We start from the raw sequence: 25,951 nt of genomic DNA, 5'->3' as shown, positions 1-25,951 counted from the left end.
GAAGATGCGAATGATTCGCAAGTTTATGTCGTTTTACCGTCCTCATATGAAGTTGTTTTATATCGATTTCGGCAGCGCTTTGATCGCCGCACTGCTCGAGCTGGCATTCCCGCTGGCGGTGAAGTGGATGATCGACGACCTGCTGCCCTCCGGCAACTGGCAGTGGATCGTATGGGCGTCGCTTGGGCTGCTTGGGCTTTATTTGCTCAATACGTTCTTGAACTTTGTCGTGACGTACTGGGGCCATATGCTCGGCATCAACATCGAATTCGATATGCGGCAGAAGCTGTTCCAGCATGTGCAGAAGCTGTCGTTCCGATTTTTCGACAATACGAAAACCGGGCATCTGATGTCGCGCATGGTGAACGATTTGTTCGATATCGGCGAGCTTGCTCACCATGGACCGGAAGATTTGTTCATTACGATCGTCACGATTCTTGGCTCATTCGGCATCATGCTCGCGATCGATTGGAAGCTGGCCTGCATTGCGATCGTCGCTTTGCCGATTCTGATCTGGCTGATTTCGATTTGCAGCATCAAGGTGGAGAAGGCGGCGGAGCAAATGTTCGCGAACATCGCCGACGTCAACGCTCAGGTCGAAGACAGCATGGCGGGCATTCGCGTCGTGAAGTCGTTTACGAACGAGGAGCACGAGCTGAGCAAGTTTTCCGTGAATAACCGGAAATTCCGCAAGGCGAAACTGGACTCGTACCGGATCATTGCCTACAGCACGTCCGGCATGTACTTGCTGACGCGGCTCATGTCGCTCGTCATCTTGTTTTGCGGAGCGGCGTTCGTCATTTTCGGAGACTTATCCTACGGCGAACTGGTCGGTTTCCTGTTGTTCGTCAACATCTTCATGAAGCCGATCGAGAAGATCAATGCTTTAATGGAGCTGTATCCGAAAGGCATGGCCGGCTTCAAGCGCTTCATGGAGCTGCTCGGCGTCGAGCCGGACGTGGCCGACGCGCCGGATGCGACCGACGTCAAGGGATTGCAGGGAGATATCGAGTTCCGCGGCGTAACGTTCGGTTACGAGGGCCATGCTCACGTGCTCCGCAACATCGACCTGAATGTCCGCGCGGGTGAAACCGTCGCGTTCGTCGGACCGTCGGGAGCGGGCAAAACGACGCTGTGCAGCCTCATTCCGCGTTTCTATGAGGTGGATGCCGGCGAGATCACGATCGACGGCATCGACATTCGCCGCATGACGCAGCGGTCGCTTCGCTCGCAAATCGGCATCGTGCAGCAGGACGTCTTCTTGTTCAACGGCACGCTGCGCGACAACATCGCCTACGGCAAGCTGAAGGCGACGGATGCCGAAATTCGCGAGGCGGCGCGCCGGGCGCATCTGGAGGAGTTCATCGACGGCTTGCCGCTTGGCTTCGAAACGCCGATCGGCGAGCGCGGCATCAAGCTGTCCGGCGGGCAGAAGCAGCGACTCGCCATCGCGCGGATGTTCCTGAAAAATCCGCCGATTCTCATTTTGGATGAAGCCACATCGGCGCTCGATGCCGAGACGGAAGCGGTCATCCAGCAGGCGCTGACCGAATTGGCCGTCAACCGGACGACGCTTGTCATCGCGCACCGCCTGGCCACGATCCGGCATGCCGATCGGATTATCGTCGTGACCGAGGACGGCGTTGCCGAGCAGGGCAGCCACGAGGAGCTGCTACGGCGCGGCGGCGTATATGCAAGGCTGTATCAGGTTCAGTTCGAGACGGTATAAGTCAATCGTCGCAAACTACAAAGCCGTTCGGAGCATCAAGCTCCGGACGGCTTTGCTTTGTGCATGCGGGCATCAAAAATGTATCATCGATACGATGATACCGGTGACCATCCCGAGTACTCCCCCGACGAAACAGTCGGAAGGATAGTGTAGTCCAAGATATACGCGAGAGACGCCGACAATAAAGGCCAGCAGCAGAATGAGCAATGAAATCCAACCGGTAATGAAGATGATCGGCGTTACCGCAGCGAAGATCGCGGTCGTATGGCCGGAAGGAAAGGAATGATCCCGAAGCGGCCGGCTGCCCAGCTTCGCCTCGGGCAAAGCTTCGTAAGGGCGTTTTCGTTGATATCTCCGCTTGATGACGACGGCGATCGCATGGCTGATCGACAACGCGGCGAAGCTTTGCCAGCCGGCTGCGCTCCATTTGCCTGGCGCCAGCAGAGCCAGCGTAAGTGTGCAAGCAACGGTAAAGGTAGCCCCGCCTAAATGCGTGAGCCATCTGAAAATCCGATCGAGCAAAGAATGGTTTAACGAATGATTGCACCATAAAAATAAACGTTTGTCATAGTGGTAAAGCTTTTTCCAATCGTAATGTTTCATGAATTGATCCCTCGAGGCAGTTCCATGTAGAACGTATAATGTCCATCCTGATGATTCAGTCCCATGACTCCGCCGTGCAGCTCGACGATATTTTTGGCTATCGACAGCCCGAGTCCCGAGCCGGGCGGCATATGGTTATCGTTGCGTGAAGCTTCGGCTTTATAGAACCGTTCGAATAGAAGAGCTTCCTGTTCTTTCGTGATCGGCTTTCCTTCATTGATGACGGCAAAATAAATGTGGCTTTGCCGTTCGAACAACCTGACGATAATTTCGCCGGGCTTATATGAAAATTTTAGAGCATTCATAAGCAGGTTGTCGATCGCCCGCACGATCTTTTCGACATCAACGCGCCCGAGAATCGGCCGCAGCTCCCGATTCGTCGACACCTTAAGCGAATGCTCGGCGGCAAGCGGCTCGAACTCGTTCACGATTTGCTCCAGAAGTTCACCGAAATCAACGGTTTGCATCGTTAAGCGGGCGCTTCCGCTCGTCAGGCGGGTATATTCGAACAAATCGTCGATGAGCTTCTTCAGCTGCTGCGATTTGTTAAAAGCGTTGTTGATGTACCGTTTATGCTCGTCGAGATCGGTATAATCGTCGTTCTGCAGCAGGTTCAAATAACCGATCAAGCTCGTGAGCGGCGTGCGCAAATCATGCGAAACGTTCGTGATCAGCTCCATCTTGGAAATCTCGGCTTGCCGTTCCTTGCGGATCATATCCTGCAGCTGCCCCGCCATATAGTTGATGCTCTTGGCGACTTCGCCAAGCTCGTCTTCATGGGTCTCGGGAATCCGGAAATCGAGATTGCCCCGCGCAATCGACATGAGACCGTCGGCGAGCGTGCGCAAGTAGCGGACGATAGGGTACGTGAAGAGAAAGAAGAAGAAAATAAACGTCACGATAATCATCGCAAAACCGCTCGGAAAGCCATATATCAACGATAACACATTTTCAAATAGAATAGACGTCAGCATCGATAGAATGAAGCTGAACAACGCGGACCAGAACATCCACGCGCGGATGTTCTTCTTCCAGTTCAGAACGGACAACAGCTCTTTACTCCACTTTATAACCGACACCCCATACCGTTTTAATATAACGCGGTTCCCGAGGATTGTCCTCGATTTTTTCGCGTATGTTCCGTATATGCACCATAATCGTATTATCGGACAAGAACTTGTCTTCCTTCCAGACGCTTTGGTAAATTTTATCGACATTAAAAACGTGGCCGCGGCGGCTGGCCATCAGCTCCAAGATGGCGAACTCCAGCGGCGTCAGCGACACGGCCTTATCCCGGACCGTAACGGTATGCCGAACTTTATCGATGACCATGTCGTTGATTTCGATGATCGCGTTATCCGCGGACGGACGATTGTCGCTCGCTGCGGCATACGTTTGCCTGCGCAGCTGCGCTTTGACGCGGGCGATCAGCTCCAGCGGGTTAAACGGCTTCGACACATAATCGTCGGCTCCCGTCGTCAGCCCCGTAATTTTATCGATATCCTCGCCTTTGGCGGACAGCATAATAATCGGAATGCTGGACATCTCGCGAATTTTGAAGCAAGCTTTGATGCCGTCCATGCCGGGCATCATGACATCCAGAATGACGAGGTCGATCGCCTCGCGGCGCATGAAGTCCACGGCCTGCAAGCCGTCTTCGGCTTCGAGCACTTGAAAACCTTCGTTTCGAAGGAAGATATGAACGACGTCGCGAATTTCGGGGTCGTCATCGGCGACGAGTACGGTTTTGGTCATGCTTGATCCCTCCTGTTAGAGTGCGGATGGCGTGCCGAATAACGAAGGATGAGATATACGGCGGTCAGCACGCAAGGGAGCCAGAGCCATTTTAATCCGATCCGGTAGATCATATCGCCGACCACCCCGGCGTGATCGCCGACGAAACGGCCGACGGTGAAAAAAATAAGCGTCCAGACAAATCCCGTTGTGAACGAGAAGAGGGCGTAACGTTTGAAGCTCATTTTGTTAAGGCCGACCACATAAGGCATCACATGGCGGATGATCGGAAAAAAATAGCTCATGCAGATGGCGAAGCTGCCGTATTTGCTTACCAGCTTTTCCGCAATATCGATATAACGATTCATGTTCCGTTTTCGTTTCAGCCGTTCAAGAACGGATTTGCCGAAAAATCGGCCGAGCACATATCCTATGGACAATCCGGATACGACGCCGAGGTAGGTCAGCAGAAAAGCGGGGTAAGGCAGCAGCATGCCGCCCGACGTCACCGCACCGCCCGTCATGACAACGACCTCGTCCGGGATCGGCATGCCGACAATGCCGAGCCATAAAGCCAGGAATAACGCGAAATACCCATACTGCTCAATGTACGTTACCAGCGTATCATAATTCATGGATGATTCGCTCCTTTCTTCTTAGCTTGAAGAAGGATCTCCTGACGACAAGGAACAGAACCTCCGACAGGATGATGCCGCCGGCGATGTCGAACAGCACATGCTGCTTGACGAATAGGGTAGATACGATGATCGCCCAAGAAGTCAGGCCTACGGCCGATTTGACGAGTTTGCTCCATTGACATTGAAACGCGGCTTTTAAGACGACGTGACTGGTGAGTACGTGAATGCTCGGAAAACAATTATACGGGGCATCCGTCGAGTATACGACATTGACAAGCCAATATAAAATGCCGTCTTGCGGCAGCATCGGGCGAATAATCGTCGTCTGATACAAATAGAATACAAGGTAGCTTATGACCAGCCCGATGCAAATAATCGTCAGGCTGCGATAAAAGACGATCCGGTCTTTGAAGAAAAATACGATCAACATCCCGAATACGAACGGATACCAAATCAAATACGGAATGACGAATACCGGAAGGAACGGAATCATTTCGTCCCAAGGGGTCGTTAAATTGCTAACGTTTCCTTTGCCATGGTTCAAAATGCCGTAAAATACGTTCAAAATCGGAATTGCCAGCATCCAGAGCAGCGGCGCATGCTCAATCCATTTTTTTCGCATAAGCTTCAGGCCCTCTTGCGGCATACATAAACGAATGCCGGCGGGATATTAAGCGGAACGTAGTGCACATGAAGGATGTCGAATTGCTGCTCCAGCTGTTTTTTCATCTGTTGGGAATATTGGAATGCGACGAACAATCCGCCCGGTTTGAGCGACAGGAAGATTTGGGCCATTAGCTGGTCGCGCAACTGCTGGGGGAAGTTGAAAAAAGGAAGTCCGCTGAAAATACAATCCAGGTGCTCGATGCCTTCCTTGCGCAACGCCTGATCGAGTTTGCATGCGTCGGCGTAACAGGGGTAATCGGGAAAGCGCCGCGCCAGCTGTTCGCGCAAAAATGCGTCCTGCTCGAACAACATGATGTTCGTTTGGGGGTATCTTGCGGAATCGAAAAATTTGGTGATCGCTCCCGTGCCTGCGCCCAGTTCGGCAACATTGCCGGCCTTGCTCCAGTCGAGCTGCTCGATCATCTTCTTGGCCAGAAACATCGAGCTTGGCGTTACGCTGCCGATTTGTTTCGGCGCGCGTGTAAACTTATATAGAAACAACAGCTTTTCCTGGATTGCCCTCATCATCGTGCATATCTCCCTTCGATCTTCCAACTGATCTCATCGTAGCATGCAAATCTTTGGATTCCGTGAAGGAAATTCTAAAGAAATTCTGTAGTGAAACTGCAGATTCATAAAGATATGAAAAACGAACAGGAGGTCGGTAACTTCCTGTTCGTTGGTGACGTGAGGACGTGGCTGAATCGACTAGATCGCCCAATTGCCCTTGCGGAAAATCGGTTCGACCGTGCCGTCATGATGAATGCCGTCGATGTCCATTTCAGCCGAGCCGATCATGAAGTCGACATGCGTCAAGCTGTTGTTGGCTCCGTTCTTCGCCAGATCCTCGCGCGACATTTCTTTGCCGCCCTCCAGATTGAAGGCATATGCGCTGCCGATCGCAAGGTGATTCGAGGCATTTTCGTCGAACAGCGTGTTGTAGAACAGAATACCCGACTGCGAAATCGGAGATTCGTGAGGCACGAGAGCAACTTCGCCGAGGTAATGCGAGCCTTCGTCCGTATCGACAAGCTGCTCCAGAATCGCTTGCCCTTCTTCGGCTTCCACTTTCACGATGCGTCCTTCCTCGAAGGTCAGCTTGAAGCGGTCGATCAGGTTGCCGCTGTAGCTGAGCGGCTTCGTGCTGGACACATACCCGTTCACGCCGCTCCGGAGCGGCATCGTGAACACTTCCTCGGTCGGCATATTGGCCATGAACGCGACGCCGGCCGCGCTCGTGCTGCCTGCTCCGACCCACAGATGCTTCTCAGGCAGTTCGATGGTCAAATCCGTACCCGGCGCCTTATAGTGCAGTTTATGGAAGCGCTTGGCGTTCAGCACGTCCACTTTCTTATGTAATGTTGCGTTATGCTCGTTCCATGCATGGATAGGTTCGGCCGTATTCAGGCGCACCGATTGGAAAATCGCCTCCCACAGCTTGCTGACCGCTTCTTCCGGTTGCGCATCGGGGAATACCTTCTGTGCCCATGCTTGCGAAGGGGCGGCGACGACCGTCCAGCTCACTTTGTCCGATTGGATCGCTTGGCGGAACTGCTCAAGCGCCTTGCCGGACGCTTTCTGGAAGTTGCCGATCCGCTGCGGGTCGATGCCCTTCAGCAAATCGGGATTGGAGGAAACGATCGAGATAAATGCGGCTCCGTTGTCCGCGAGCGTATTTCTTTTGAGTGCGTCCCATTCCGGGAATTGCGTGAACACGTCATCGGCTGCTTTTTCGTATTTCAAGCGGGACAACGTATCGTCGCTCCAGTCGATATGCACGTTGCGCGCACCCGCTTCATACGCTTTGCTTGTGACGAGGCGGGCGAGAGGAGCCATGTCGATCGAGCTGGATATGTTGACGTCCTGTCCTTGTTGGACGTTAACGCCAACTTTGACGATCAATTCTGCATATTGTTCAAGTTTTTGTTCGAATGTCATTTTAATTCCTCCTAATCGTTAGCCTTCAATTCTATTGTAACGCAATTGCAGTCCGTTAATAAATGGTATACTAAGAAAAAAAGGTATTGATGATGGGAGGCAGAGTATGGCGAACGGCACCATGGAGCCAGGCGAACGCGAAATCATGATTGAAGCCGACGGGCTGGTTAAACGGTACGGCGACTTCACGGCGGTGAACGGGATTCATTTTCAAGTGCGCAAAGGCGAAGTATTCGGGCTGCTCGGTCCGAACGGAGCAGGCAAAACGACAACGATGGAGATGATCGAAGGATTGCGCCAGCCCGATGGAGGAACGGCGAAGGTCGCCGGCTTCGACACGAAGAAGCAGCTCAAGAAAGTCAAAGAAGTCATCGGCGTGCAACTGCAGTCGACATCGTTATTCGATTTGCTTAAGGTAAAAGAGATTACGAAGATGTACGCGAGCTTTTATGCCAAGTCGGTACCGATCGAGCCGCTGCTGGAGTCGATGATTCTCGGCGATAAGATGAACGGGCGCGTCAAAAGCTTGTCCGGCGGGCAGAAGCAGCGGCTTGCCATCGCCTTGGCGCTGATCAACGATCCGCTCGTTGTATTTCTGGACGAGCCGACGACCGGGCTTGATCCGCAAGCGCGGCGGACGCTCTGGGATATCATCTTGCGCATGAAGGAGCAGGGCAAGACGGTTGTGCTCTCGACGCACTATATGGATGAGGCCCACATCTTATGCGACCGCATATGCCTGATGGATCGAGGCCAGGTCATCGCGCTTGATACGCCGCAAAATTTGGTGCGCAGCCTCCAGTCCGACAGTGCGATCGAATTTCGCGTTCCGGCCATGGAGCAGGCGGGCGCCGCGGAACAAGAGCGCCTTCGCGTGCAGCTGCTTGCTATCGATGGGGTGAAGCAGGTCGATCTCCGCAAGGATACCTATGTATTGTACACGGACGAATTGCAGCAATCGCTGCTTGGTCTTATCCATCAAGGGGAACGGGAAGCTATCGTGTTCACCGACTTGCAGACGCGGACGGCAACGCTCGAAGATGTGTTCATCCATATGACGGGAAGGAGTCTGAGAGAAGCATGAAAGCCTATTTGCAGCTAACAGCCGCTCAACTCCGAATATTCGGGCGAAACCGGCAAGTATTGTTCTGGAGTTTGTTGTTCCCCATATTTTTCATGATTATGCTCGGTTCGTTTAGCGGGGGAGGAGGAACAGGCTCCTTGACCGGATATATCATCGACGAGGACCGTTCGGCGGCGTCGCAAGCATTTATCGACTCGCTCCATAAGCAGAATGTGATCGAGCTCGAAACGGCGACCGACCGCGAGCAGGCGCTTGCACCGCTTCGCAAAGGAGACAAGGAGCTCGTCGTCGTGATCCCGGCCGGATACGGGCAATCGTTGACGCAGGAAGCGGCGGCAGCCGGCACGCCGGGATCGATTCTTCTGTATTATGACGAGACGCAGTCGGTCAAAGCGCAAATCGCCATCACCGCGATGTCGCAAATCGTGGACGGCATCAGCAAGCAGATCGTCCAATACAAGCCTGCGTTGACGCTGAAAACCGAAGGAATTCAAGCGCTCAATTTGCAATACATCGATTTCCTCGTGCCGGGTATCGTTGCCATGATGATCATGTCCAACAACCTGAACGGCGTCGCCGGTCAAATCGCGGCATGGCGGGAGCGTGGCATTTTGCGCCGGATGCAGAGCACGCCGCTGAACGCGTCGAGCTTTATCGCCGCGCAAATTACGGCGCGCTTGCTGCTTAACGGCATTCAAGCCGTCATCGTGCTGCTGATCGGAAACCTTGTATTCGGCACGAAGGTAAACGGCTCCTGGCCGCTGCTGCTCATGTTCGTCATCGTCGGTACGCTGGCGTTTATGGCGATCGGCTTCATCATTGCCGGCGTCGCGAAGAACCCGGAAAGCGCAGGGCCGATCGCCGGGTTTATCTCGTTCCCGATGATGTTCCTGGGCGGCGTCTTCTTCCCGATCAGCAACATGCCGGACTGGCTGCAGCCGATCGTCAAGCTGCTGCCGATCTCGCATTTGTCGACCGCGCTCCGCCAAGTGATGAACGTGGGCGCCGGATTGACCCAGCTTTGGGGCGAAGCGCTGCTTCTATGCGGCTGGCTGGTCGTGGCTTTTATCGTAGCGACGTTCACCTTCAAGTGGGAATAACGAGGAACTCGTCGTCCAATGAGAGCTATTGAATAGCATTATTCCAGACGGTCTTTTGAGGCTCTAAAAGACATTTGGGCTACGACCGAAGAAACAAAAGGCTTTAAGGTCGAAGGATCAAAGGGCCTTACGGCCAAAGGATCAAGCGCGACCGATTTACGGCGATTGTCCGCGGTCGAATAATTAAAGTCCCACCGATTCAAATCACGCCCGAGAATTAAGTCCGACCGATTGCGCTGATTGTCCAAGGCCGAAGAAACAAATGGCCAATCGATTCACGGCGACTGTTCGCGGCCTTATATCGAAGCCTGCCCCACTCCATTAGCTGGGGTGGGTATTTTTTTTGGCTGGATTTATACCTTTTTTTATTTTCATCAAGGTCGAATGCTTGAGTTCTTCCATTTTACCGTTACTTGTGTGGAGATGAGCTTCTGTCATTGCGTTCAGAAAAATATTTCTGAAATTCAGAAACTATTTTCTTAATTATCGGGGAAAAGATGGGAAATGAGCGGAATTCAGAAAATAATTTCTTATTTTAGCCAAAAAATTCTGTTTTTCAGAAACTATTTTCTGAATCTTTATAGGAACGCGAGTTATCAATTGAAATTCAGAATTATGCTGCTGAATTTCAGCCAAAATTTTCTGAATGTGTAAACGGTAGGTCAACGGCTCTGGAAGCTTGTTTCTCTATAAAGAGCTCCTTCATCGTGCAATGAGATGCTGATGGTAGTTGTGAGGCGAATTCGGTGGCGATTGGCGATGCATGTTGAATGGATCGGCGTATAATTCGTCAGGCGGAAGGGGAAAATAAGGAAATGAAATGATAGCGGTTGCAAAACAAGGCAAAGGAGCCTTCCGGGATGATTTTATACCAATTCGCGACTTGGATGGATGAGCGCCAGCGGCTGGCGGATACGATTCGTGCGTCGGGCGATGCCGACATCTCGTTCCTGCAGCAAAAAAAAGAGCAGGTAGAGCAGAAGATGCTCCATCAGGCGAATCTGTGGTTGCAGCCGATGCCGATGCTTGCCGCAGCCGATGGTGCGGCCTGGGAAGATGAGCCGCCCGGCGCGGCGGTTACCGAATTCGGCAGCTGACCTCGACGGGCAGAACGCAGGCCGGCCGAATCCGTCGCTTCGGAATTCGGCAGCTGAACCGGCGATTGATCGCCGTTATGCAGGGACAATGCCCATTTCGCGAAACTCGGCGATGAAGCCCTGCAGCCAATCTTCGCCAAAGTCGAGCGCTCCTGTATCGGTTGGTACAAATGCTGCATCAAGACTCATGACCCACCATCTGCGCGCCGCAGCAAAAAGCCGGACGGCTTCTTCGTCCTGCGCGGAAAACCCGCGAACCGTACGGTAGCCAGCCATAACGGCAGCCCATAACTTCTCGGCTTGATCCGGCATGTGACGTTTCCGCGACAACAGCACTTGGGCAAGATCGTATGCGCGCCAGCCCGACGCCGCCCATTCAAAATCAATATGCGCAAAACGTTCCCCATCCCGATGAACATTGTTGTTGCCATGCATATCCCCGTGACATAGTCCCCAATCCAGCCCTTGTCCCGTCGCCAGCTCGATTTTCTCTTTCAAGGCATAAGCGAATTGCCGGAGGAAAGGAACCGATTCGTGTTCCGCACCGACGTGCCCTAAAATCCGTTCCAGCGGCTCATCTACAAGAAAGCGCGTATCCAGCGCATAACGCGGCAGACTCAGCTCGACCCGGTCAAGCGCCAGATGCAGCTCCGCGGCGGAACGGCCGAACGCGAAGCAAGATCCCTCGTCGCGCATGCCGTTTTCCTCGCCGTCGACATAGCGGAACAAAACCGCGCATCGTGGGCCTTCCGGCGCATCCAGTACCGTGTACCTGCGCCCGTTTCTGTCGGCAACAGCTTCCGCCACGGAAGTGCTTTTGCCTGCAAGGAGCGATCGCAGCTGAGAGAGCAGCGCCAGCTCGTACATCACGTCCTGCTCGCAAACTTCCCGCCGATAAACCCGAAGAATATAATACCCTTGAGGCGTGCTGATCCGGTATGTATCGTTTAAGCCGCGAAGCCAATATTTGCATTCCTTCCAAGGGCCGGTATCGTATTGCTCACCCAAAATTTCCTGTATCGCGATAGGATTCAGCACCGAACGGAGTGCGAATGGCTGCCGTGTCATTTTCAGTCCATCTCCTTTAATAAAGTCATTCTTCTCAAGGCATGTTTTGAATATTGTACAGGTGCGCATGGTACAAAACTAGGGAAACTATACCTACAATCAATTTTTAACGGGCCATTGAAAAACAATATATCATGATATATTATTATGTTTATGAATGGCGTCGAATTGTGGGCGTATTGGGGGAACATTATGTCGAATGAATCGTCATCCAAACCGATGTACGAAAAAATATTTGAAACGCTGCGCGAACGCATCGTGGAGCGGAAGTATGAAATCGGCGAACGCGTTCCTTCGGAGAAAGAATTGGCCGAGGAATACAACGTCAGCCGCATTACGAGCAAAAAAGCGCTGGAGCTGCTCGCGGGCGCCGGCCTGATCGTGCGCAAGCCCGGACGGGGCTCGTTTGTCGCCGGCCTTTCGCCGTCCGAACCGGTTACATCCGCAGCCGCCGACAAAACATCCGTACCCAAACCAGTGCGCCGGACGTTAATCGGCTTGGTCATTACCGATTTTGCCGATAGCTACGGCACCGGGTTATTATACGGCATGGAAGCCGCATCGCGGGAAAACGATTGTTTCCTCGTGCTGCGCCGCACGTTCGGCATTCCCGGCCAAGAAGAGGAAGCGATCCGCGGGCTGCTTGATCTGGGCGTGGACGGTCTGATCGTTTTCCCGGCGCAAGGGGAATATTTTAACGCGGAAATATTAAAGCTTGTCATCGAGCAGTTTCCGCTTGTGCTCGTGGATCGCCACTTGAAGGGCATATCCGCCGCTTCGGTCAGCACCGACAATGTATCGGCCGCGCGTAAAGGAACCGACTATTTATTCCAGCTCGGCCACCGGCATATCGGCTTGTTGACCCCGCCGCCGCTCGATACGACAGCCGTTGAGGATCGGATCGAAGGTTTCGTACAGGCACACGCCGAAAAAGGAATAATGGTCGATAGAGGGCTGTGGATGACGGATATTACGTCGACGCTGCCGAATTCGTTCCATGATCCGAATATCGAGCAGGACATTCGCAAAATCCAAGGGCTGCTGCAGCGGAATCCGCATATAACGGCACTGTTCGCGAGCGAATACAACATGGCCTTGGTGGCCAAAGCCGCGGCTCAGCAAATGGACCTGCGCATACCGGAGGACATCTCGATCGTTTGCTTCGACAATCCGCCGGCGGGTCATGGCGGAGGATATTGCTTTACGCATTTGCAGCAAAACCAGGAAAGCATGGGTCACACCGCGATGGAATACGTCCTGAAGCTTGGCGCAGGGCACAGCGTGCCGAATAAAACGCTGCTTGACGCGAGGTTGATTATCGGCGAGTCGACCGCCGCCGCTCGCGAGGATCGGCCGGAAAACAAATAAGATCACATTTCAAAAATGATTTCTAGAGAGGCTGCCGCAGCAGTCTCTTCTTCTTTTCAATCTACATTTTTTCAATCTATATTTTTACAATCTATATTGTCATATTGATATGATATTTGAATGAAATATCACCTATTGACATACCAATTATATAACAATATAATAATCGGCAGATGGGATTTTCCATGATTAAGGGTGGAGGAGGATAGGAACGCAACATTTTTGGAACGGATTATGAAAACGCTTTATACATCTTGTGCGATCACATTCGTGGTTTATTGGACTTTGGCACGTACGTATTCATTCTCATGGAATTCATGAAACGGCAATCGAAGGGAGTCGTGCTTAATGACGAGTAAAAAAAGGCTGATTTTCACGTTGGTTATGATTTTGAACTTATTCTTATTTACAGCATGTACGTCGCAAGATACGGGTAAGTCCGATGACGCCGGCGATACGAAACAGGTTCAGGTAGCCGCTAACGATCAAGACTTGGAAAAAAATCCCGAGGCGCCCGCGGTGAATATGGATGAAGAGCTGACGTTAAAAAATCATGCTGCCGTGGGGCGAGGATGTACTGAAGGAACGGATAACCGACACGCTGTATAAAAAATATCCGAATATTAAGTTGGAGCTGTTGTCGCTGCCGGTGAATTCGGCAAACCTGCAGGAACTAAACGCCAAAGGAATCGTGCCCGACATCATGCTTGCGCACGAAGGGCTTGAAGTGCTTCAAGAAATGGATATGGCTTATCCGCTTGACGACATGATCGAAAGGTTTCGATACGATTTGACGAGGTTCAGGCCAGGGACCGTTGAAGCGATCAGAGCGAGAGATCCGGAGGGCAAAAAACAATTGCTTGGGCTTCCGGCGGAAGATTTGGTATGGGGATTGTTTTACAATAAAGAGATTTTCGATAAATTCGGGGTCAAATACCCGACGGACGGCATGACTTGGGATGAAGTAATCGATCTTGCGAAAAAACTGACGACCGAGGTAGAGGGAGTCAAATATCGCGGCATTAATTTTCACAATATGGAGCAAGCCTTCGCCCAACTGTCCGCAACCGGAACCGATCCGGAAACAGGCGAAACGCAATTTTCCAAAAACCCGGCTTTTGCCAAGTTTCTGGATTTGTTGAAACGGATGCAGAGCATTCCGGGCAATTACGAGAAGGATGTCGTCGATTTTTTCCAAAACCGCAATGTCGCGATGCAGATTGAATATATTTTGTATACGCCTTATTTTACGACCGTGGAAGGATTGAACTTCGATATGGTCAGCTTTCCGAGCTGGCCGGACAAACCGGGAATCGGACCGTCAAACTTCGTATATCCATGGGTCATCAATAAGTATAGCGAGCATAAGGAGCAAGCTTTTAAAGTGATCGAAAGCATTTTGTCGGACGAAAATCAGCTTGCCCTTACAAGAACCGGGGTTCCTTCGCCCCTGGCGGATTCGAACATCCATGAGCAATTCGGCGCGGCGAAAGGGCTGCAGGAGCTGAACTTGAACTTCAAGGGCGTATATTCGATGAAAGACGCGGAGCCCGTCTATTCTCCTTATGGGCCGGAAACCTTGGTGTTCGGAGGAAATTATATCCGTGATCAAATCCGCAAGTTTCTCGATTCGGGCGACGACATTCCAAAGTACTTAAGAAAGATGGATGACGAGTATGCGGCTGTCGTTGCGGAGATGAAGGAGAAAAAATAGCCGCGGACGCGAGCGGGAGTGGGCTATGTTGACGGATTTGCACCGAGAAGATCGGGTATGGTCGGCACGTGCGGACCTGGCTCAGGATGAGCTCTATGCATCGTATTGGGACGTATCGAGGAAGGTGTTTCGTAATGCCGCGCCTTGCAGCGGAGAGCTTTGCACCGATCCTTTTAATTACTGGTGGCTGGCGCATGCGGCCGATACGTTGACCGACGGGCTGGCCCGTACGGGCGATTCCAAATACAAACGGCGTTTAAGCACGTTGTACGAGGGGATTTTGGAGCGAAACGGCGGAGAATGGCCGAACGAATATTACGACGATATGGAGTGGATGGCGCTCGCTTGGCTTCGAGCATATGGCGCGGCGAACGAGGAGAAGTATAGGCGGGCGGCGCTCGTCTTGTGGGAAGACATCAAGACCGGCTGGAACAGCCAAATGGGCGGAGGCATCGCATGGCGTAAGCCGCAGCCGGATTACAAGAATACGCCGGCGAATGCGCCTGCCGTAATTTTGGCGGCTCGCCTGTACATGCGCTTCCATCGTGATGATGACCTCGCATGGGCGAAAAAAATATACGACTGGCAAAAGGCGAACCTTGTCGATCCGCATACGGGACTTGTTTGGGACGGCATGAACCGGACCGGCGACGGAGCGATCGATAAAGATTGGAAGTTCACCTATTGCCAAGGGGTCTACATCGGGGCCGGCGTCGAATTGTTCCGGGCGACGAATGAACGCGTTTATTTGGATGATGCCATCCGTACCGCGCGCAACGTCAGCATAGAGCTAGCCGATCCAGCGACCTGCGTGCTGCCATCGGAAGGCGATGGCGACGGCGGTTTGTTTAAAGGCGTGCTTGTCCGCTATTTGGCGCAGCTTGTGCTGGAAGACCCGGCTCGGCAAGAAACGGCCGCATTGCTGAAAATAAACGCGGACAGCTTATGGGGGTTCGGAAAGGCGCAGGATCATGTTTTATTCGGCAATAGCTGGGCGAATCCGCCCGGCTCCGTCGTTCCGCTCAGCACGCAGCTGAGCGGCGCGATCTTGCTGGAGCAAGTTGCGATGCTTGAGCGGGCGGGGCTTTTGGAGACATCGTAACTAGGTTCGATCCCCGGTGCCGGATGGTGCCGGGGTTGTTTTATGTTTCGCGAAGGGCGTTCGCTTCGTGTTTCCGGCTTTGTGTTTCCCGCGATGTCCGTGTAGAATAGGGGCATAACCCTAAGAACGAGGTCTGGACCATGAAAATCGTGTTGTCTACATTAAATGCCAAATATATTCATACGTCGCTCGCGCTTCGTTATTTGAAAGCATTCAGCGAGCGCGACTTTGCGATCGAAATCGCCGAATATACGATCAAGGACCCGGCGATGAATATCGTCTCGGACCTGTTTCAGAAAGATGCCGACGTCATCGGTTTTTCGTGTTATATCTGGAACATCGAAGAAACGATTACCGTCATTTCCATGCTGAAAAAAATCAAACCCGAGCTGCGCATCGTGCTCGGCGGCCCGGAGGTGTCGTACGACACCGAATATTGGATGAAGCGGCTGCCGGACGTCGATTTTATCGTCATAGGCGAAGGGGAAGAGACGTTCCACCATTTGCTGACGGAAATGTCGACCACGCAAAAATATCATTTCGTCTACGGGCTCGCATACCGCAAAGGGGAAGAGATCATTATGACGCCGGCTAGGCCGAAGCTGAAGCTGGACGATATCCCTTCGCCGCATTATTTTCCGGAGGACGTTCCGAGCTTGGCGAACCGCGTCGTGTATTTCGAGACGAGCCGCGGCTGCCCGTTCAGCTGCCAGTTCTGCTTGTCGAGCATCGAGGTCGGCGTTCGCTACTTCGATATCGAGCGGACGAAGCGGGACATTCTATATTTGATCGACAAAGGCGCCAAGCTGATCAAATTCGTCGACCGGACGTTCAACATCAAGCGCGATTATGCGCTCGAGATCTTCCAGTTTCTGATCGAGAACCACCGAGGCTGCGTGTTCCAGTTCGAGATCACGGCCGATATTATGCGGCCCGAGGTGCTCGATTATTTGGCGGAACATGCGCCGCCGGGTATTTTCCGCTTCGAAATCGGCGTCCAATCGACGAACGATCCGACGAACGAAGCGGTCATGCGCCGGCAAAATTTCGCCAAGCTGACCCGGACGGTCAATAAAGTGAAGGAAAGCGGCAAGATCGACCAGCATCTCGATCTCATCGCTGGCCTTCCGCATGAAGACTACGACACGTTCCGCAAAACATTCAATGACGTATTCGCGCTTGGGCCGGAGGAGCTGCAGCTCGGCTTCCTGAAGATGCTGCGCGGTACGGGCCTGCGCAACGACGCCGACAAATACGGTTACGTGTACATGGACCATGCGCCGTACGAGATGCTCGGCAACGACATTATGCCATTCGCCGATCTGGTTCGCATCAAACGGGTCGAGGACGTGCTTGAAAAATATTGGAACGCGCACCGGATGGACCGGACGCTGCAATATTTGATCGCGCGCGAGTTTCCTTCTGCTTTCGACTTCTTCCAGCAGTTCGGCGATTATTGGGAAAGCCGGGGCTGGCAAAAAATCGGCCACCAGCTGGAGGACTTGTTCACGCGCCTGCTGTCGTTCCTGCAGTCCCGGGAGACGCAGAACCTGGATGCGATCGTCGGCTTGATGAAGTTCGACTACTTCCTGAACCACAAGTTCAAGCCGCGCAAGGTGTGGTGGGATTTTGCGATGGACAAGGACCGCTGGGGCGCATTAATCCGCCTCGCCGCGGAACGCCCGGAGCAAGTATCCGGCGGGTTCGCCGCCATGCAGCCAACCGAGAAGGAGCTGCAGAAGCACGCCGTCATCGAGGTGCTGCCGTTCGACCTGCAGCGGTTCGTCGAAACGGGCGAGATGGCGCTTGATGCGAGCGAAAGACGCGATACGCTGCTGATTGTTTATTACCCGTCCGACGGCGAAACGAAGCCGAGCTGGCATACGATGCCGCTGTCTGAGGAAGCGTTGGTTTGACGGTTTTAAAACTTCAATAAATGCCAAGAAAGGCGCCCGAATTGTTCGGGTGCCCTTTCTTTGTCAGCGGGTTCATTTTTTCTTATGGTTGCATTGTACCGTGCGCGCTATGTATCTGTATGGTTCGCAATAAATTCATCTTTCGTTAACCCGAATAAAATCAAATCCATATGCCGCCCGTTCATGTAAATGACTTGACGGCGGACGCCTTCCTGAACGCAGCCGAGCTTCTTCATCATCCGGATCGAAGCTTCGTTCCCTTCAAGCGCGTAATCGTTGAATTTGTGAAGCCTTCGTTCGAAGAAGGCATACTTCAGCAGGATGCGCATCGCTCTCGTGCCGTAGCCTTTACCGCGGTGGTCGCGGTCGATTTGGATGCCGATGCTGAACGTGCCGTTGCGCTCGTCGATGCTGTTCAGGTTGACGCCGCCGACAGGCTCGCCCTGCAAATTTTCAATCGTAAACATAATGCGATGATGATCGGACGCGAAATCGGCGTATTGCTCCGCGAAACGGCGAGCTTCCGCTACGGTAGGCGGCAGTTCTACGGCGCACTCCAACAGACGCCTTGCCGGCGTATCGAAGCGGTTGACGTAATGATCCTCCCAGTCCTCAGCTCGGGTCGCGCGCAGCCTAATTTGTTCATCCTGCCAAAAATATTGGCTATAATCGATTTCCCGCATAACTTATCTCCTTCCAAAATCGTAAGAACAACCACATCTTAACATGAAGCGATGCGTTTGGAAGTGCCGTAAATGAATATATAACGATTGCGGTATAGCGTTATGTAGAAGGTAATGCCCCTTCCGCTTCATATGTCGTCATGCCCATCGAAACATTCATCCGAAATCGAAGTATGAGGCTATTTTCCTTGAACTTAAGGGTGTAGCTGACCTTGTATGGAGATTCGGTGTAGAACAAAACGAGCTCCAACGTGTCTTTGTCCTCCCAATAAGCGTATGTGACAACGTCCTGCTCGTGCAGGGACAAGTCCTTCGTGAATATGCCCCGGGTATGCACTGCTTTGGTCCAGTCGAACAATAGGCGATCCTCGTAGTCCCGGTATCGCAATTGAAGCTCCAGTTGCTCTCCTGTCATGTGGATGAAAAGTTCCAGGAGATGGCTTGGACTTTCATTCATCGCATAGCGCCTATGGTGCAGTTCGGGTATCCCTTTCGGTACAGTTCGAAAGGCGGGGACAGGGCAAGATCTGTCTGCCAGGTGCTGTTCCAGAAGACTGTAATCTTCCGTGCTTTGAGCCAGGCTTATATCCGGCCGATCCAGCCGATCGATAATAAATTCGTAGATCAAATTCAATAAGGTCTGCAGTTCGTTCATGCTGCGAAAACCGGACGTTGCCGCGATCACGATTTTTTCCTTGGGCGCCACAAAGCACAATTGGCCGAAGGCGCCGTCGCCGCGGTAGCAGCCGCGCCTGCACAAATGAAACTGATACCCGTACCCTTGCGCGGAATCGATGCGGGTCGCCTCTATGCGGTTATCGCTTTGTTCGGTTGTCGCGAGCTCGATATATCGTTCCGACACAATGCGTTTTCCTTCGTACATGCCTCGATTCAAAAGCATTTGACCGAATTTCGCGATGCCCTCGGTCGAGAGGCTAAGTCCCATGCCGCCTGCCGTAATGCCGAGCGGACACGTTTCCCATGAAGGTCTCGGTATACCCAGAGGCTCGAATAACCGAGGCATTAAGAAATCGACCAAACTGCCGCCGGTCACCCGTTCGATGACTGCGGACAGCATGTACGTGCAATGCGTGCTGTACCGATAGAAGGTCCCCGGTTCATACTGGACGTCTTGAGCCAAAAATGCCCTCACCCAGTCATGTTCCTTTGCGACAACGCTATAAATGTTGTCCTGATGTCCGGCGTTCATCGATAACAGATGATGAATAGTCATCTTCGCCAAATGATCGGAAACCGTCTCCGGAAGCTTATCCGGGAAGAAAGAGATCACTTGATCCGTTAACTCGAAGCAGCCTTCATCCCAAGCGATGCCGGCGGCGATGGAGGTGAAGCTTTTGCTGAGCGAAAACAATAATTGCGGGCATTCCGGACGATAAGGTTTGCGCCAAAACCGGGCGGTCGCTTTGCCATTCTGCAGCAGCATGAAGCTGTTGACATCTAGCCCCAATCGATCGATTTGCGCCAAAAACTCCAGCAGCGCTTCTGAAGAGAGTCCATGATTTTCGGGAAGATCGCTTAATATGCTCATATTTTCACCGCCTTTGGATGTATTTTTACAGAAAAAAAGCTTCCAAAACCACGGTGTAGGTGGGTTTGGAAGCTTCTTTCCAATCAATCGATCGCTTTGTCGATCGCGATCCGGCCGCCCGACCACACCTTCCGCGACGTCCATTCCTCTTCGCCCTGCCAGAATGCGTCGATATCCGGCAGCCCGAGGGGTAGAAACACCATCGAGCATAAGTAAAGGCTGCCTGTCGAGATATATTCCTCGCCGAGCTCGGGCTGGTGTCCGGCTAATCCGATCGTCAGCCAGCCGCTCGCATCGAACGTGCCGGGCATGTCCAGCGTCCGCCGGATGACCGCCGTCAGCGCGCACCGAACCTGCGCCGGCGCGAGCGCCGGGTCAAGCTTGCGCAGCAGCGCGATTTGCGACAGCAGCTGGAACGCGCCGAACCTGTATACGATCGAACGACCGATTGCAGGATAGGTGCCTTCCGGCGAAATAAGCCGCTCCAGCACGGCTGCATGCCGCACGGCGCGCCGTTCAATCGGTTCCTTCACGGCCGCCCAATCCCAATATTGCTCCGACAACGTGTTCGTAATATCGAGCAGCATCGGATGGATGACGAAGCTGTTGTAATAGTCCCAGTGAAACTTCGGCCCGTCGCTGTACATGCCGTCGCCGAGATACCACTGCTCGTGCTGCTTCAGCGCGTAATCGACCCGCATTGGGTCCCAGTCCGCGCCCATCCGATAAAGGGCCGTCTCGATCGTGGCCGCGAACAGCAGCCAATTGTTGAAGCCGGGCTTGCGCGTCCGGGTCGCTTTCAGCGCCGCTATAAGCTGCTGTTTCACGTGCGGCGCAAGCGCTTCCCAAAGCTCGTTTGGCGCTCTTAAGACGGCTTGCGCGAGAAAAGCGGCGTCCACGATCGGCTGCAAGCCCATTGGCGAAGTTCATGAAGTCCGGCGAGCCGGGATCGGTCGCCGCATCGATGGCGCTGCGCGCCATTTCGGCGTATGTATCGCGAAGGTCCGCTTCTTCGCCATGTACCTCGCGGTTTTCCAGCCAAGGCGCGATCCCTGCCAGCAATCGGCCCAGTGCTTCTAGGTAAGTGAAGTTGGGGCGGTCCTCCAGCTTAGCCTCCACGGGCATATGCTGTTTCAGCTCCCGCCGGGACAAGTGATACAATACGGGATATGCGATTTGTTGAATTGCCTCCAGCCAATAACGGCGGTCTTCCAATCCGCGTGACATCAGGTACGCCACCTCTCCCAAATCGGTGCAAAATGGTTTCGTCCCTCAGTATACCATGGCTTTGGCAATTGCCCCACACACTTTTGCGGAACTCTACAAGGGTGCTGCCGAGTAGGGGGCGAATCGGAGTGAGAGCAAGGGTAAGAACGAGAGTAAGAGCGAGAGTAAGAGTAAGGGTAAGAGTAAGGGTAAGAGTAAGAGTAAGAGTAAGAGTAAGAGTAAGAGTAAGAGTAAGAGTAAGAGCGAGAGTAAGAGTAAGAGTAAGAGTAAGAGTAAGAGTAAGAGTAAGAGTAAGAGTGGGAGTGGGAGTCGCGGATCAAGCATAACTGCAAAAATACAGTTATTTTCTGAGCCGGAACGAAAATAGCAGCAACTAACTGCGAATGTACATCTATTTGTCTAAAAATGATCCCGAACCGCACGGGTAGATAAAAATAACAGTACAATCGCAGTTATTCATTCTCGAGGCCGAGGGCTTGTGAAAATAACTGCACTTTGGCATTTATTGCGAGTCTGTAAAATACTTTGTGTAAACTCCCAAATCTATTAAAATGAAAGTAACAGGAAGGTTGGGGAGCACACATGGGATTATGGACAAAGGAGCAGCTCAGAGCGTTCATCAAGGAGAATAAGCTCGTCACCGCTCAAGATGCACAGAAAGCTTTAAAGGACTTGTTTGCCGAGACGCTGCAGGAAATGCTTGAAGCCGAAATGGACACGCATTTGGGTTATGAGAAGCATGACGTACAAAACAAACAGACGGCGAATAGCCGCAATGGCAAGAGCAAGAAGACGATCACCAGCGAATACGGCGAACAGGAGATTTCCGTTCCCAGAGACCGCCTCAGCGAGTTCGAGCCAATCGTGGTGAAGAAAAATCAGTCGAGCGTGACCGGCATCGAGGACCAGATTATCGCGCTCTACGCCAAAGGTGTCAGCACACGGGAGATTCAAGATCATCTCCAGAATTTGTACGGCATTGACGTGTCCCCGACGATGATCTCGAACGTAACAAACAAGATCATTCCACTGATCAAGGAGTGGCAGAATCGCCCGTTGCAAGGCGTTTACGCTGTTGTTTTCCTAGACGCCATTCACTTCAAAGTGAAGCAGGACGGAGCCATCGTAAACAAAGCGGCCTACATGGTCATCGGCATCGATCTGGACGGCAACAAGGACGTACTGGGCATGTGGATCGGCGAGAACGAGTCCGCGAAGTTTTGGCTCAGCGTTCTAAACGATCTCAAGAACCGCGGCGTTCAAGATATCCTCATTACCTGTGTAGACAATCTCACCGGTTTCTCACAGGCGATCTCTGCCTGCTATCCGAAGACGGAGATTCAGAAGTGCATTATCCACCAGATCCGTAATTCCACGCGCTATGTCTCCTACAAGGATCTAAAGAAGGTGACGGCGGATCTGAAGCCCATCTACAAGGCAGCGACAGAGGAAATGGCGCTGCTCGAGTTAGATCGCTTCGAAGAGACGTGGGGCGCCAAGTATCCACTCATTCTCCGTTCGTGGCGTACTAACTGGGACGAGCTTGCTACGTTTTTTAAGTACCCGCCAGAGATCCGTAAGCTTATCTATACGACGAACATGATCGAAAGCTATCATCGCCAGCTACGCAAGGTCACGAAAGGGAAAAGCATTTTCCCAACCGATGAGTCGCTGCTGAAGATGCTGTATCTCGTCACGATGGACGTCACGCGCAAATGGACGGGCCGCGTACAAAACTGGGGTCAAATGCTACTACAGCTCTCCGTTTTCTTTCCGGAACGGATCGGCCAGCATCTGCCGTGAGGGTCAATGTCCTCCGAGGGGGACATTCTCTATAAAAGAGTTTACACAAAATTATTGACAGACCCTTTATTGCTTCATGGGAGGGCAGCGAACAGGCTGAGTGAGGCATGGCGGAGCCGGATCGTGAAAAAAGTGCCGCCCTCGCATTTGCATAACCCCCACTAGAACATCCCCCATAAACCGTACACGCCCTCACCCCGCACACGGCTCCCATGGCACGGGGCTTTGAGATATAACGCGACCGGACACGCTGGCTTAGCCTTGGCCTTCAGCAGGATCGATCCGGTAATCGGTGGACTGCCGTGCCTTCAGCTCGAACGGCATCGTTAGCCTGATCGATCGGGAAATCGGCGGATCGCCACGCAACGCGGCAGCTCAGCCTTCGGCCGAAGCCACCCGGTAATCCGTAGACTGCCGCGCCTTTAGCTCGAACGGCACCGTGACCTTGATCGGCAGCGGATACGGGTCCTGCAGCGCATTAACCATCGTTCGGGCGGCGATAATGCCGATCTCGAACGTCGGAATGTGGATCGTCGACAGCGGCGGCACCGTAAATTGAGACGGCTCGTTGTCGTCGAAGCCGATGATTGCGATATCGTGCGGGATGCGGTAGCCTTTTTCGGCAACGGCGCGCATGGCGGCCATCGCCATAATGTCGCTTGCGGCGAATATCGCGGTCGGCAAATGCTCCTTGTGCCGATCGAGAAACGCCAGCATCAGTTCGTAGCTCGTCGTCGGATCCCAGTTGGCATTGACGATCCACTGCGGCTTGAGCTCCAGTCCCGCCTGTTCCAGTGCCGCCTTGTAACCGCGGAACCGCTTCTCCTTCTCGAAGTTGCCGGACAAGCCGGTACCCCCAATGAACACGATGTCGCGGTGCCCCTGCTCGATCAGATGCGAAACGGCGATTCTGGCCGCTTCGACCCGGTCGTACGAAATGTTCGGCACCGTATGATCGGTCGTATCGATGCCGACGATGCAGCGGATATGCTTTTTGAGCTGGCTGTAGATTTTGCTGTCGATCCCTTCGACGACGATAACGCCTTCGACCCGGCTGTCGTGAACCGCCTTCTGCAAAACGGCCGGGTTGCGCAAATCGTCCATCGTATACGTATACGTCAATTCGTAGCCGTGCTTCGCCAGCTCGCGCTCAATGCCTTCAAAAATCACCGAAAAATAAGGGTGATAATGCTTGTTCTGCAGCGTCGACACAATGCAGCCGATGCCTTTTGTAACAGGCGCCGCTTGGGCAACCTTTACCGGATAGCCGACTTCTTGGGCGGCATTCCATATTTTTTGCTTCGTCTCCTGGCTGACGGAACGGTTCGCTTCATTCTTCAAGACGCGTGAAACGGTGGATATCGATACTCCGACCAGTTGCGCAATATCTTTCAGCGTTGCCATGCTCGAGACCACCTTTTTTGTTCGTTTTTTATGCTATAGAAATGTTTGCGGCAAATTTGTATACGTTCACTTTATAATATTTTCAAGGTGGAGTCAATTATTGGGCAATAAAAATTCGCGGCAAAAACATATAAAAATTCGTTGACGTTCGCGCAACTTTTGATTATATTATGGGTGAATTTATTTTGAATTTGCTGCAAAAACGATCTGGGGGAGTGATCCAATTGACGAAAATATCGATCATCGGCGCAGGAAGCGTGTTTACAAAAGCGCTAGTCATCGACATTTTGAATATAGACGGAATGGATGAAGGGGTAATTGCGCTAGTCGATATCGACGAACGGCGGCTCGAAATCGCGCACAAGCTGACGGAGAAGATTGTCGTCCATTCGGGCAAGAAGTGGAGCGTCATCTCCTCGACACGGCGCAGGGAGGTGCTGTCGGATTCGGACTTCGTCATCAATCAGATCGAAGTGAATGGGATGGATACGGTCAAGAACGAATTCGAAATTCCGTTGAAATACGGCGTCAAGCAATGTATCGGCGACACGATGGGTCCGGGCGGCTTGTTCAAGACGCTGCGGACGCTTCCCGACTGGATCGAAATCGTTAAAGACATCGAGGAGCTATGCCCGAAAACAACGATTCTGAACTACACGAATCCGATGTCGGCGGTCACGCTCGCCACGGCGAAGATCACGAGCATCCCGGTCGTCGGATTATGCCATTCCATACAAAACTCATCCCGCCAACTCGCCAAGTACACCGGCGTTCCTTATGAGGAGCTGAAGTGGCGTGCCGGCGGCATCAACCATATGTCCTGGTTCGTGGAGCTGTCGCATAACGGCAAAGATTTGTATCCGGTGCTGCTCGAACGAATGAAGGACCCAGCGCTGCTGGTCAAAGATCCGGTGCGGCTCGATGCCGTTAAGTACTTGGGCGCTTTCGTTTCGGAATCGAGCGGACATTTTTCCGAATACATTCCGTATTACCGCAAGCGCCAGGATTTGATCGACGAGCATTGCAGCACCGGCTATAACGGCGGCACCGGTTTTTACGCGAACAACTGGCCGATTTGGCGGCGCTACAACGATGAGCGAATTTTGCGTCACCTGTCCGGCGAAGAGCCGATCGACTATACGTCCAGCAATGAATATGCGTCGACGATCATCGAAGCGATGGTCAAAAACGAGCCGAAGGTCATTTACGGCAACGTGCCGAACGGCGGACTCATCGAAAATTTGCCGTCCGACGGCGTTGTCGAAGTCGCTTGCCTGGTCGATCGTACGGGCATCCATCCGACCAAGTTCGGGAAGCTGCCGGAGCATCTTGCGGCACTGTGCCGAAGCAACATGGCGTTTTTCGAGCTGGCGGTTTCGGCGGTACTCCACCGCGACAAGGAAATGGCGATGCGGGCGCTGATGGTTGATCCGTTAACCGCGGCCGTCTGCTCGCTGGCCGAGATGAAAGCGATGTTCGACGAACTGTACGAAGCAGAACGAGAATATATCGGGGAGCTGAACTAAAC

General features: G+C 52.8%; 22 protein-coding genes and 1 pseudogene. 11 read left to right on the top strand and 12 right to left on the bottom strand.

The features are described from left to right. Positions 1–10 precede the first annotated feature (10 nt). Positions 11–1,729 carry an ABC transporter ATP-binding protein gene (locus AC0LWM_RS10180; protein WP_474674811.1) on the top strand — a complete coding sequence of 573 codons (1,719 nt, stop codon included), beginning with the start codon at positions 11–13 and terminating at the stop codon, positions 1,727–1,729. A gap of 72 nt (positions 1,730–1,801) precedes the next feature. On the opposite strand, the gene AC0LWM_RS10175 is transcribed toward AC0LWM_RS10180, so the two are convergent. The 7 genes from AC0LWM_RS10175 to AC0LWM_RS10145 all read right to left on the bottom strand — a co-directional run bounded on the left by AC0LWM_RS10175 (position 1,802) and on the right by AC0LWM_RS10145 (position 7,308). Next, the gene (locus tag AC0LWM_RS10175; RefSeq protein WP_474674810.1) at positions 1,802–2,332 is read right to left on the bottom strand and encodes a phosphatase PAP2 family protein; all 531 of its coding nucleotides are present in this window, start codon (positions 2,330–2,332) and stop codon (positions 1,802–1,804) included. Then, entirely contained in the window at positions 2,329–3,381 is a 1,053-nt protein-coding gene (locus tag AC0LWM_RS10170) for a sensor histidine kinase (protein WP_474674809.1), read from the bottom strand. The genes AC0LWM_RS10175 and AC0LWM_RS10170 overlap by 4 nt, the downstream gene beginning before the upstream one ends. A gap of 7 nt (positions 3,382–3,388) precedes the next feature. Next, positions 3,389–4,087, bottom strand: coding sequence for a response regulator (locus tag AC0LWM_RS10165; protein ID WP_474674808.1), 699 nt, complete (start codon positions 4,085–4,087; stop codon positions 3,389–3,391). Then, the gene (locus AC0LWM_RS10160; protein WP_474674807.1) at positions 4,084–4,701 is read right to left on the bottom strand and encodes a DedA family protein; all 618 of its coding nucleotides are present in this window, start codon (positions 4,699–4,701) and stop codon (positions 4,084–4,086) included. The genes AC0LWM_RS10165 and AC0LWM_RS10160 overlap by 4 nt, the downstream gene beginning before the upstream one ends. Further along, positions 4,691–5,326: a phosphatase PAP2 family protein gene (locus AC0LWM_RS10155; RefSeq protein WP_474674806.1), complete on the bottom strand. Its 636-nt coding sequence runs from the start codon at positions 5,324–5,326 to the stop codon at positions 4,691–4,693. The genes AC0LWM_RS10160 and AC0LWM_RS10155 overlap by 11 nt, the downstream gene beginning before the upstream one ends. 5 nt (positions 5,327–5,331) lie before the next feature. After that, positions 5,332–5,895, bottom strand: coding sequence for a class I SAM-dependent methyltransferase (locus tag AC0LWM_RS10150; protein WP_474674846.1), 564 nt, complete (start codon positions 5,893–5,895; stop codon positions 5,332–5,334). A gap of 183 nt (positions 5,896–6,078) precedes the next feature. Beyond that, positions 6,079–7,308, bottom strand: coding sequence for an aminopeptidase (locus AC0LWM_RS10145; protein ID WP_474674805.1), 1,230 nt, complete (start codon positions 7,306–7,308; stop codon positions 6,079–6,081). Positions 7,309–7,414: 106 nt separating this feature from the next. Between AC0LWM_RS10145 and AC0LWM_RS10140 the strand changes: the two genes are divergently transcribed. From AC0LWM_RS10140 to AC0LWM_RS10130, 3 genes are all read left to right on the top strand, one after another. Further along, positions 7,415–8,392, top strand: a complete 978-nt coding sequence (locus tag AC0LWM_RS10140; protein ID WP_474674804.1) for an ABC transporter ATP-binding protein — start codon at positions 7,415–7,417, stop codon at positions 8,390–8,392. Continuing rightward, on the top strand, positions 8,389–9,492 hold the full coding sequence (locus AC0LWM_RS10135) for an ABC transporter permease (RefSeq protein WP_474674803.1): 1,104 nt from the start codon (positions 8,389–8,391) through the stop codon (positions 9,490–9,492). The genes AC0LWM_RS10140 and AC0LWM_RS10135 overlap by 4 nt, the downstream gene beginning before the upstream one ends. 860 nt (positions 9,493–10,352) lie before the next feature. Then, positions 10,353–10,589 carry a hypothetical protein gene (locus AC0LWM_RS10130; protein ID WP_474674802.1) on the top strand — a complete coding sequence of 79 codons (237 nt, stop codon included), beginning with the start codon at positions 10,353–10,355 and terminating at the stop codon, positions 10,587–10,589. A 75-nt stretch (positions 10,590–10,664) separates the two neighbouring features. Here the strand turns inward: AC0LWM_RS10130 and AC0LWM_RS10125 are convergent, their stop codons facing one another. Further along, positions 10,665–11,657: a phosphotransferase enzyme family protein gene (locus AC0LWM_RS10125; RefSeq protein WP_474674801.1), complete on the bottom strand. Its 993-nt coding sequence runs from the start codon at positions 11,655–11,657 to the stop codon at positions 10,665–10,667. A 192-nt stretch (positions 11,658–11,849) separates the two neighbouring features. On the opposite strand from AC0LWM_RS10125, the gene AC0LWM_RS10120 reads away from it, so the two are divergent. The 5 genes from AC0LWM_RS10120 to AC0LWM_RS10100 all read left to right on the top strand — a co-directional run bounded on the left by AC0LWM_RS10120 (position 11,850) and on the right by AC0LWM_RS10100 (position 17,757). Beyond that, the gene (locus tag AC0LWM_RS10120; protein WP_474674800.1) at positions 11,850–13,025 is read left to right on the top strand and encodes a GntR family transcriptional regulator; all 1,176 of its coding nucleotides are present in this window, start codon (positions 11,850–11,852) and stop codon (positions 13,023–13,025) included. Between the two features lie 348 nt (positions 13,026–13,373). Further along, positions 13,374–13,634, top strand: a complete 261-nt coding sequence (locus tag AC0LWM_RS10115) for a hypothetical protein (RefSeq protein ID WP_474674799.1) — start codon at positions 13,374–13,376, stop codon at positions 13,632–13,634. Then, positions 13,579–14,739: an ABC transporter substrate-binding protein gene (locus AC0LWM_RS10110; protein WP_474674798.1), complete on the top strand. Its 1,161-nt coding sequence runs from the start codon at positions 13,579–13,581 to the stop codon at positions 14,737–14,739. Before AC0LWM_RS10115 ends, AC0LWM_RS10110 begins: the two co-directional genes overlap by 56 nt. 25 nt (positions 14,740–14,764) lie before the next feature. Next, complete coding sequence (locus AC0LWM_RS10105) at positions 14,765–15,841, top strand: glycoside hydrolase family 76 protein (protein WP_474674797.1); 1,077 nt, start codon at positions 14,765–14,767, stop codon at positions 15,839–15,841. A 140-nt stretch (positions 15,842–15,981) separates the two neighbouring features. Beyond that, a complete protein-coding gene (locus AC0LWM_RS10100) occupies positions 15,982–17,757 on the top strand; it encodes a B12-binding domain-containing radical SAM protein (protein ID WP_474674796.1) in 1,776 nt (591 codons plus the stop codon). 107 nt (positions 17,758–17,864) lie between these two features. Here the strand turns inward: AC0LWM_RS10100 and AC0LWM_RS10095 are convergent, their stop codons facing one another. From AC0LWM_RS10095 to AC0LWM_RS10085, 3 genes and pseudogenes are all read right to left on the bottom strand, one after another. Next, positions 17,865–18,440: a GNAT family N-acetyltransferase gene (locus AC0LWM_RS10095; protein WP_474674795.1), complete on the bottom strand. Its 576-nt coding sequence runs from the start codon at positions 18,438–18,440 to the stop codon at positions 17,865–17,867. A 100-nt stretch (positions 18,441–18,540) separates the two neighbouring features. Next, complete coding sequence (locus AC0LWM_RS10090) at positions 18,541–19,989, bottom strand: serine hydrolase domain-containing protein (RefSeq protein ID WP_474674794.1); 1,449 nt, start codon at positions 19,987–19,989, stop codon at positions 18,541–18,543. Positions 19,990–20,072: 83 nt separating this feature from the next. Next, a pseudogene (locus tag AC0LWM_RS10085) lies at positions 20,073–21,216 on the bottom strand (DUF2264 domain-containing protein). 582 nt (positions 21,217–21,798) lie between these two features. On the opposite strand from AC0LWM_RS10085, the gene AC0LWM_RS10080 reads away from it, so the two are divergent. Continuing rightward, the gene (locus tag AC0LWM_RS10080) at positions 21,799–23,019 is read left to right on the top strand and encodes an IS256 family transposase (protein WP_474674793.1); all 1,221 of its coding nucleotides are present in this window, start codon (positions 21,799–21,801) and stop codon (positions 23,017–23,019) included. A 375-nt stretch (positions 23,020–23,394) separates the two neighbouring features. On the opposite strand, the gene AC0LWM_RS10075 is transcribed toward AC0LWM_RS10080, so the two are convergent. Continuing rightward, positions 23,395–24,423 (bottom strand): LacI family DNA-binding transcriptional regulator, encoded by a 1,029-nt coding sequence (locus tag AC0LWM_RS10075; RefSeq protein ID WP_474674792.1) that lies wholly within the window; start codon positions 24,421–24,423, stop codon positions 23,395–23,397. Positions 24,424–24,608: 185 nt separating this feature from the next. Here AC0LWM_RS10075 and melA point away from each other — a divergent pair, with 185 nt between their 5' ends. Next, positions 24,609–25,949, top strand: coding sequence for an alpha-galactosidase (gene melA / locus AC0LWM_RS10070; RefSeq protein WP_474674791.1), 1,341 nt, complete (start codon positions 24,609–24,611; stop codon positions 25,947–25,949). Positions 25,950–25,951: the final 2 nt, after the last annotated feature.

The sequence above is a fragment of the Paenibacillus sp. sgz302148 genome (assembly GCF_056120465.1).
This window is presented reverse-complemented; position numbering and strand designations above follow the sequence as displayed.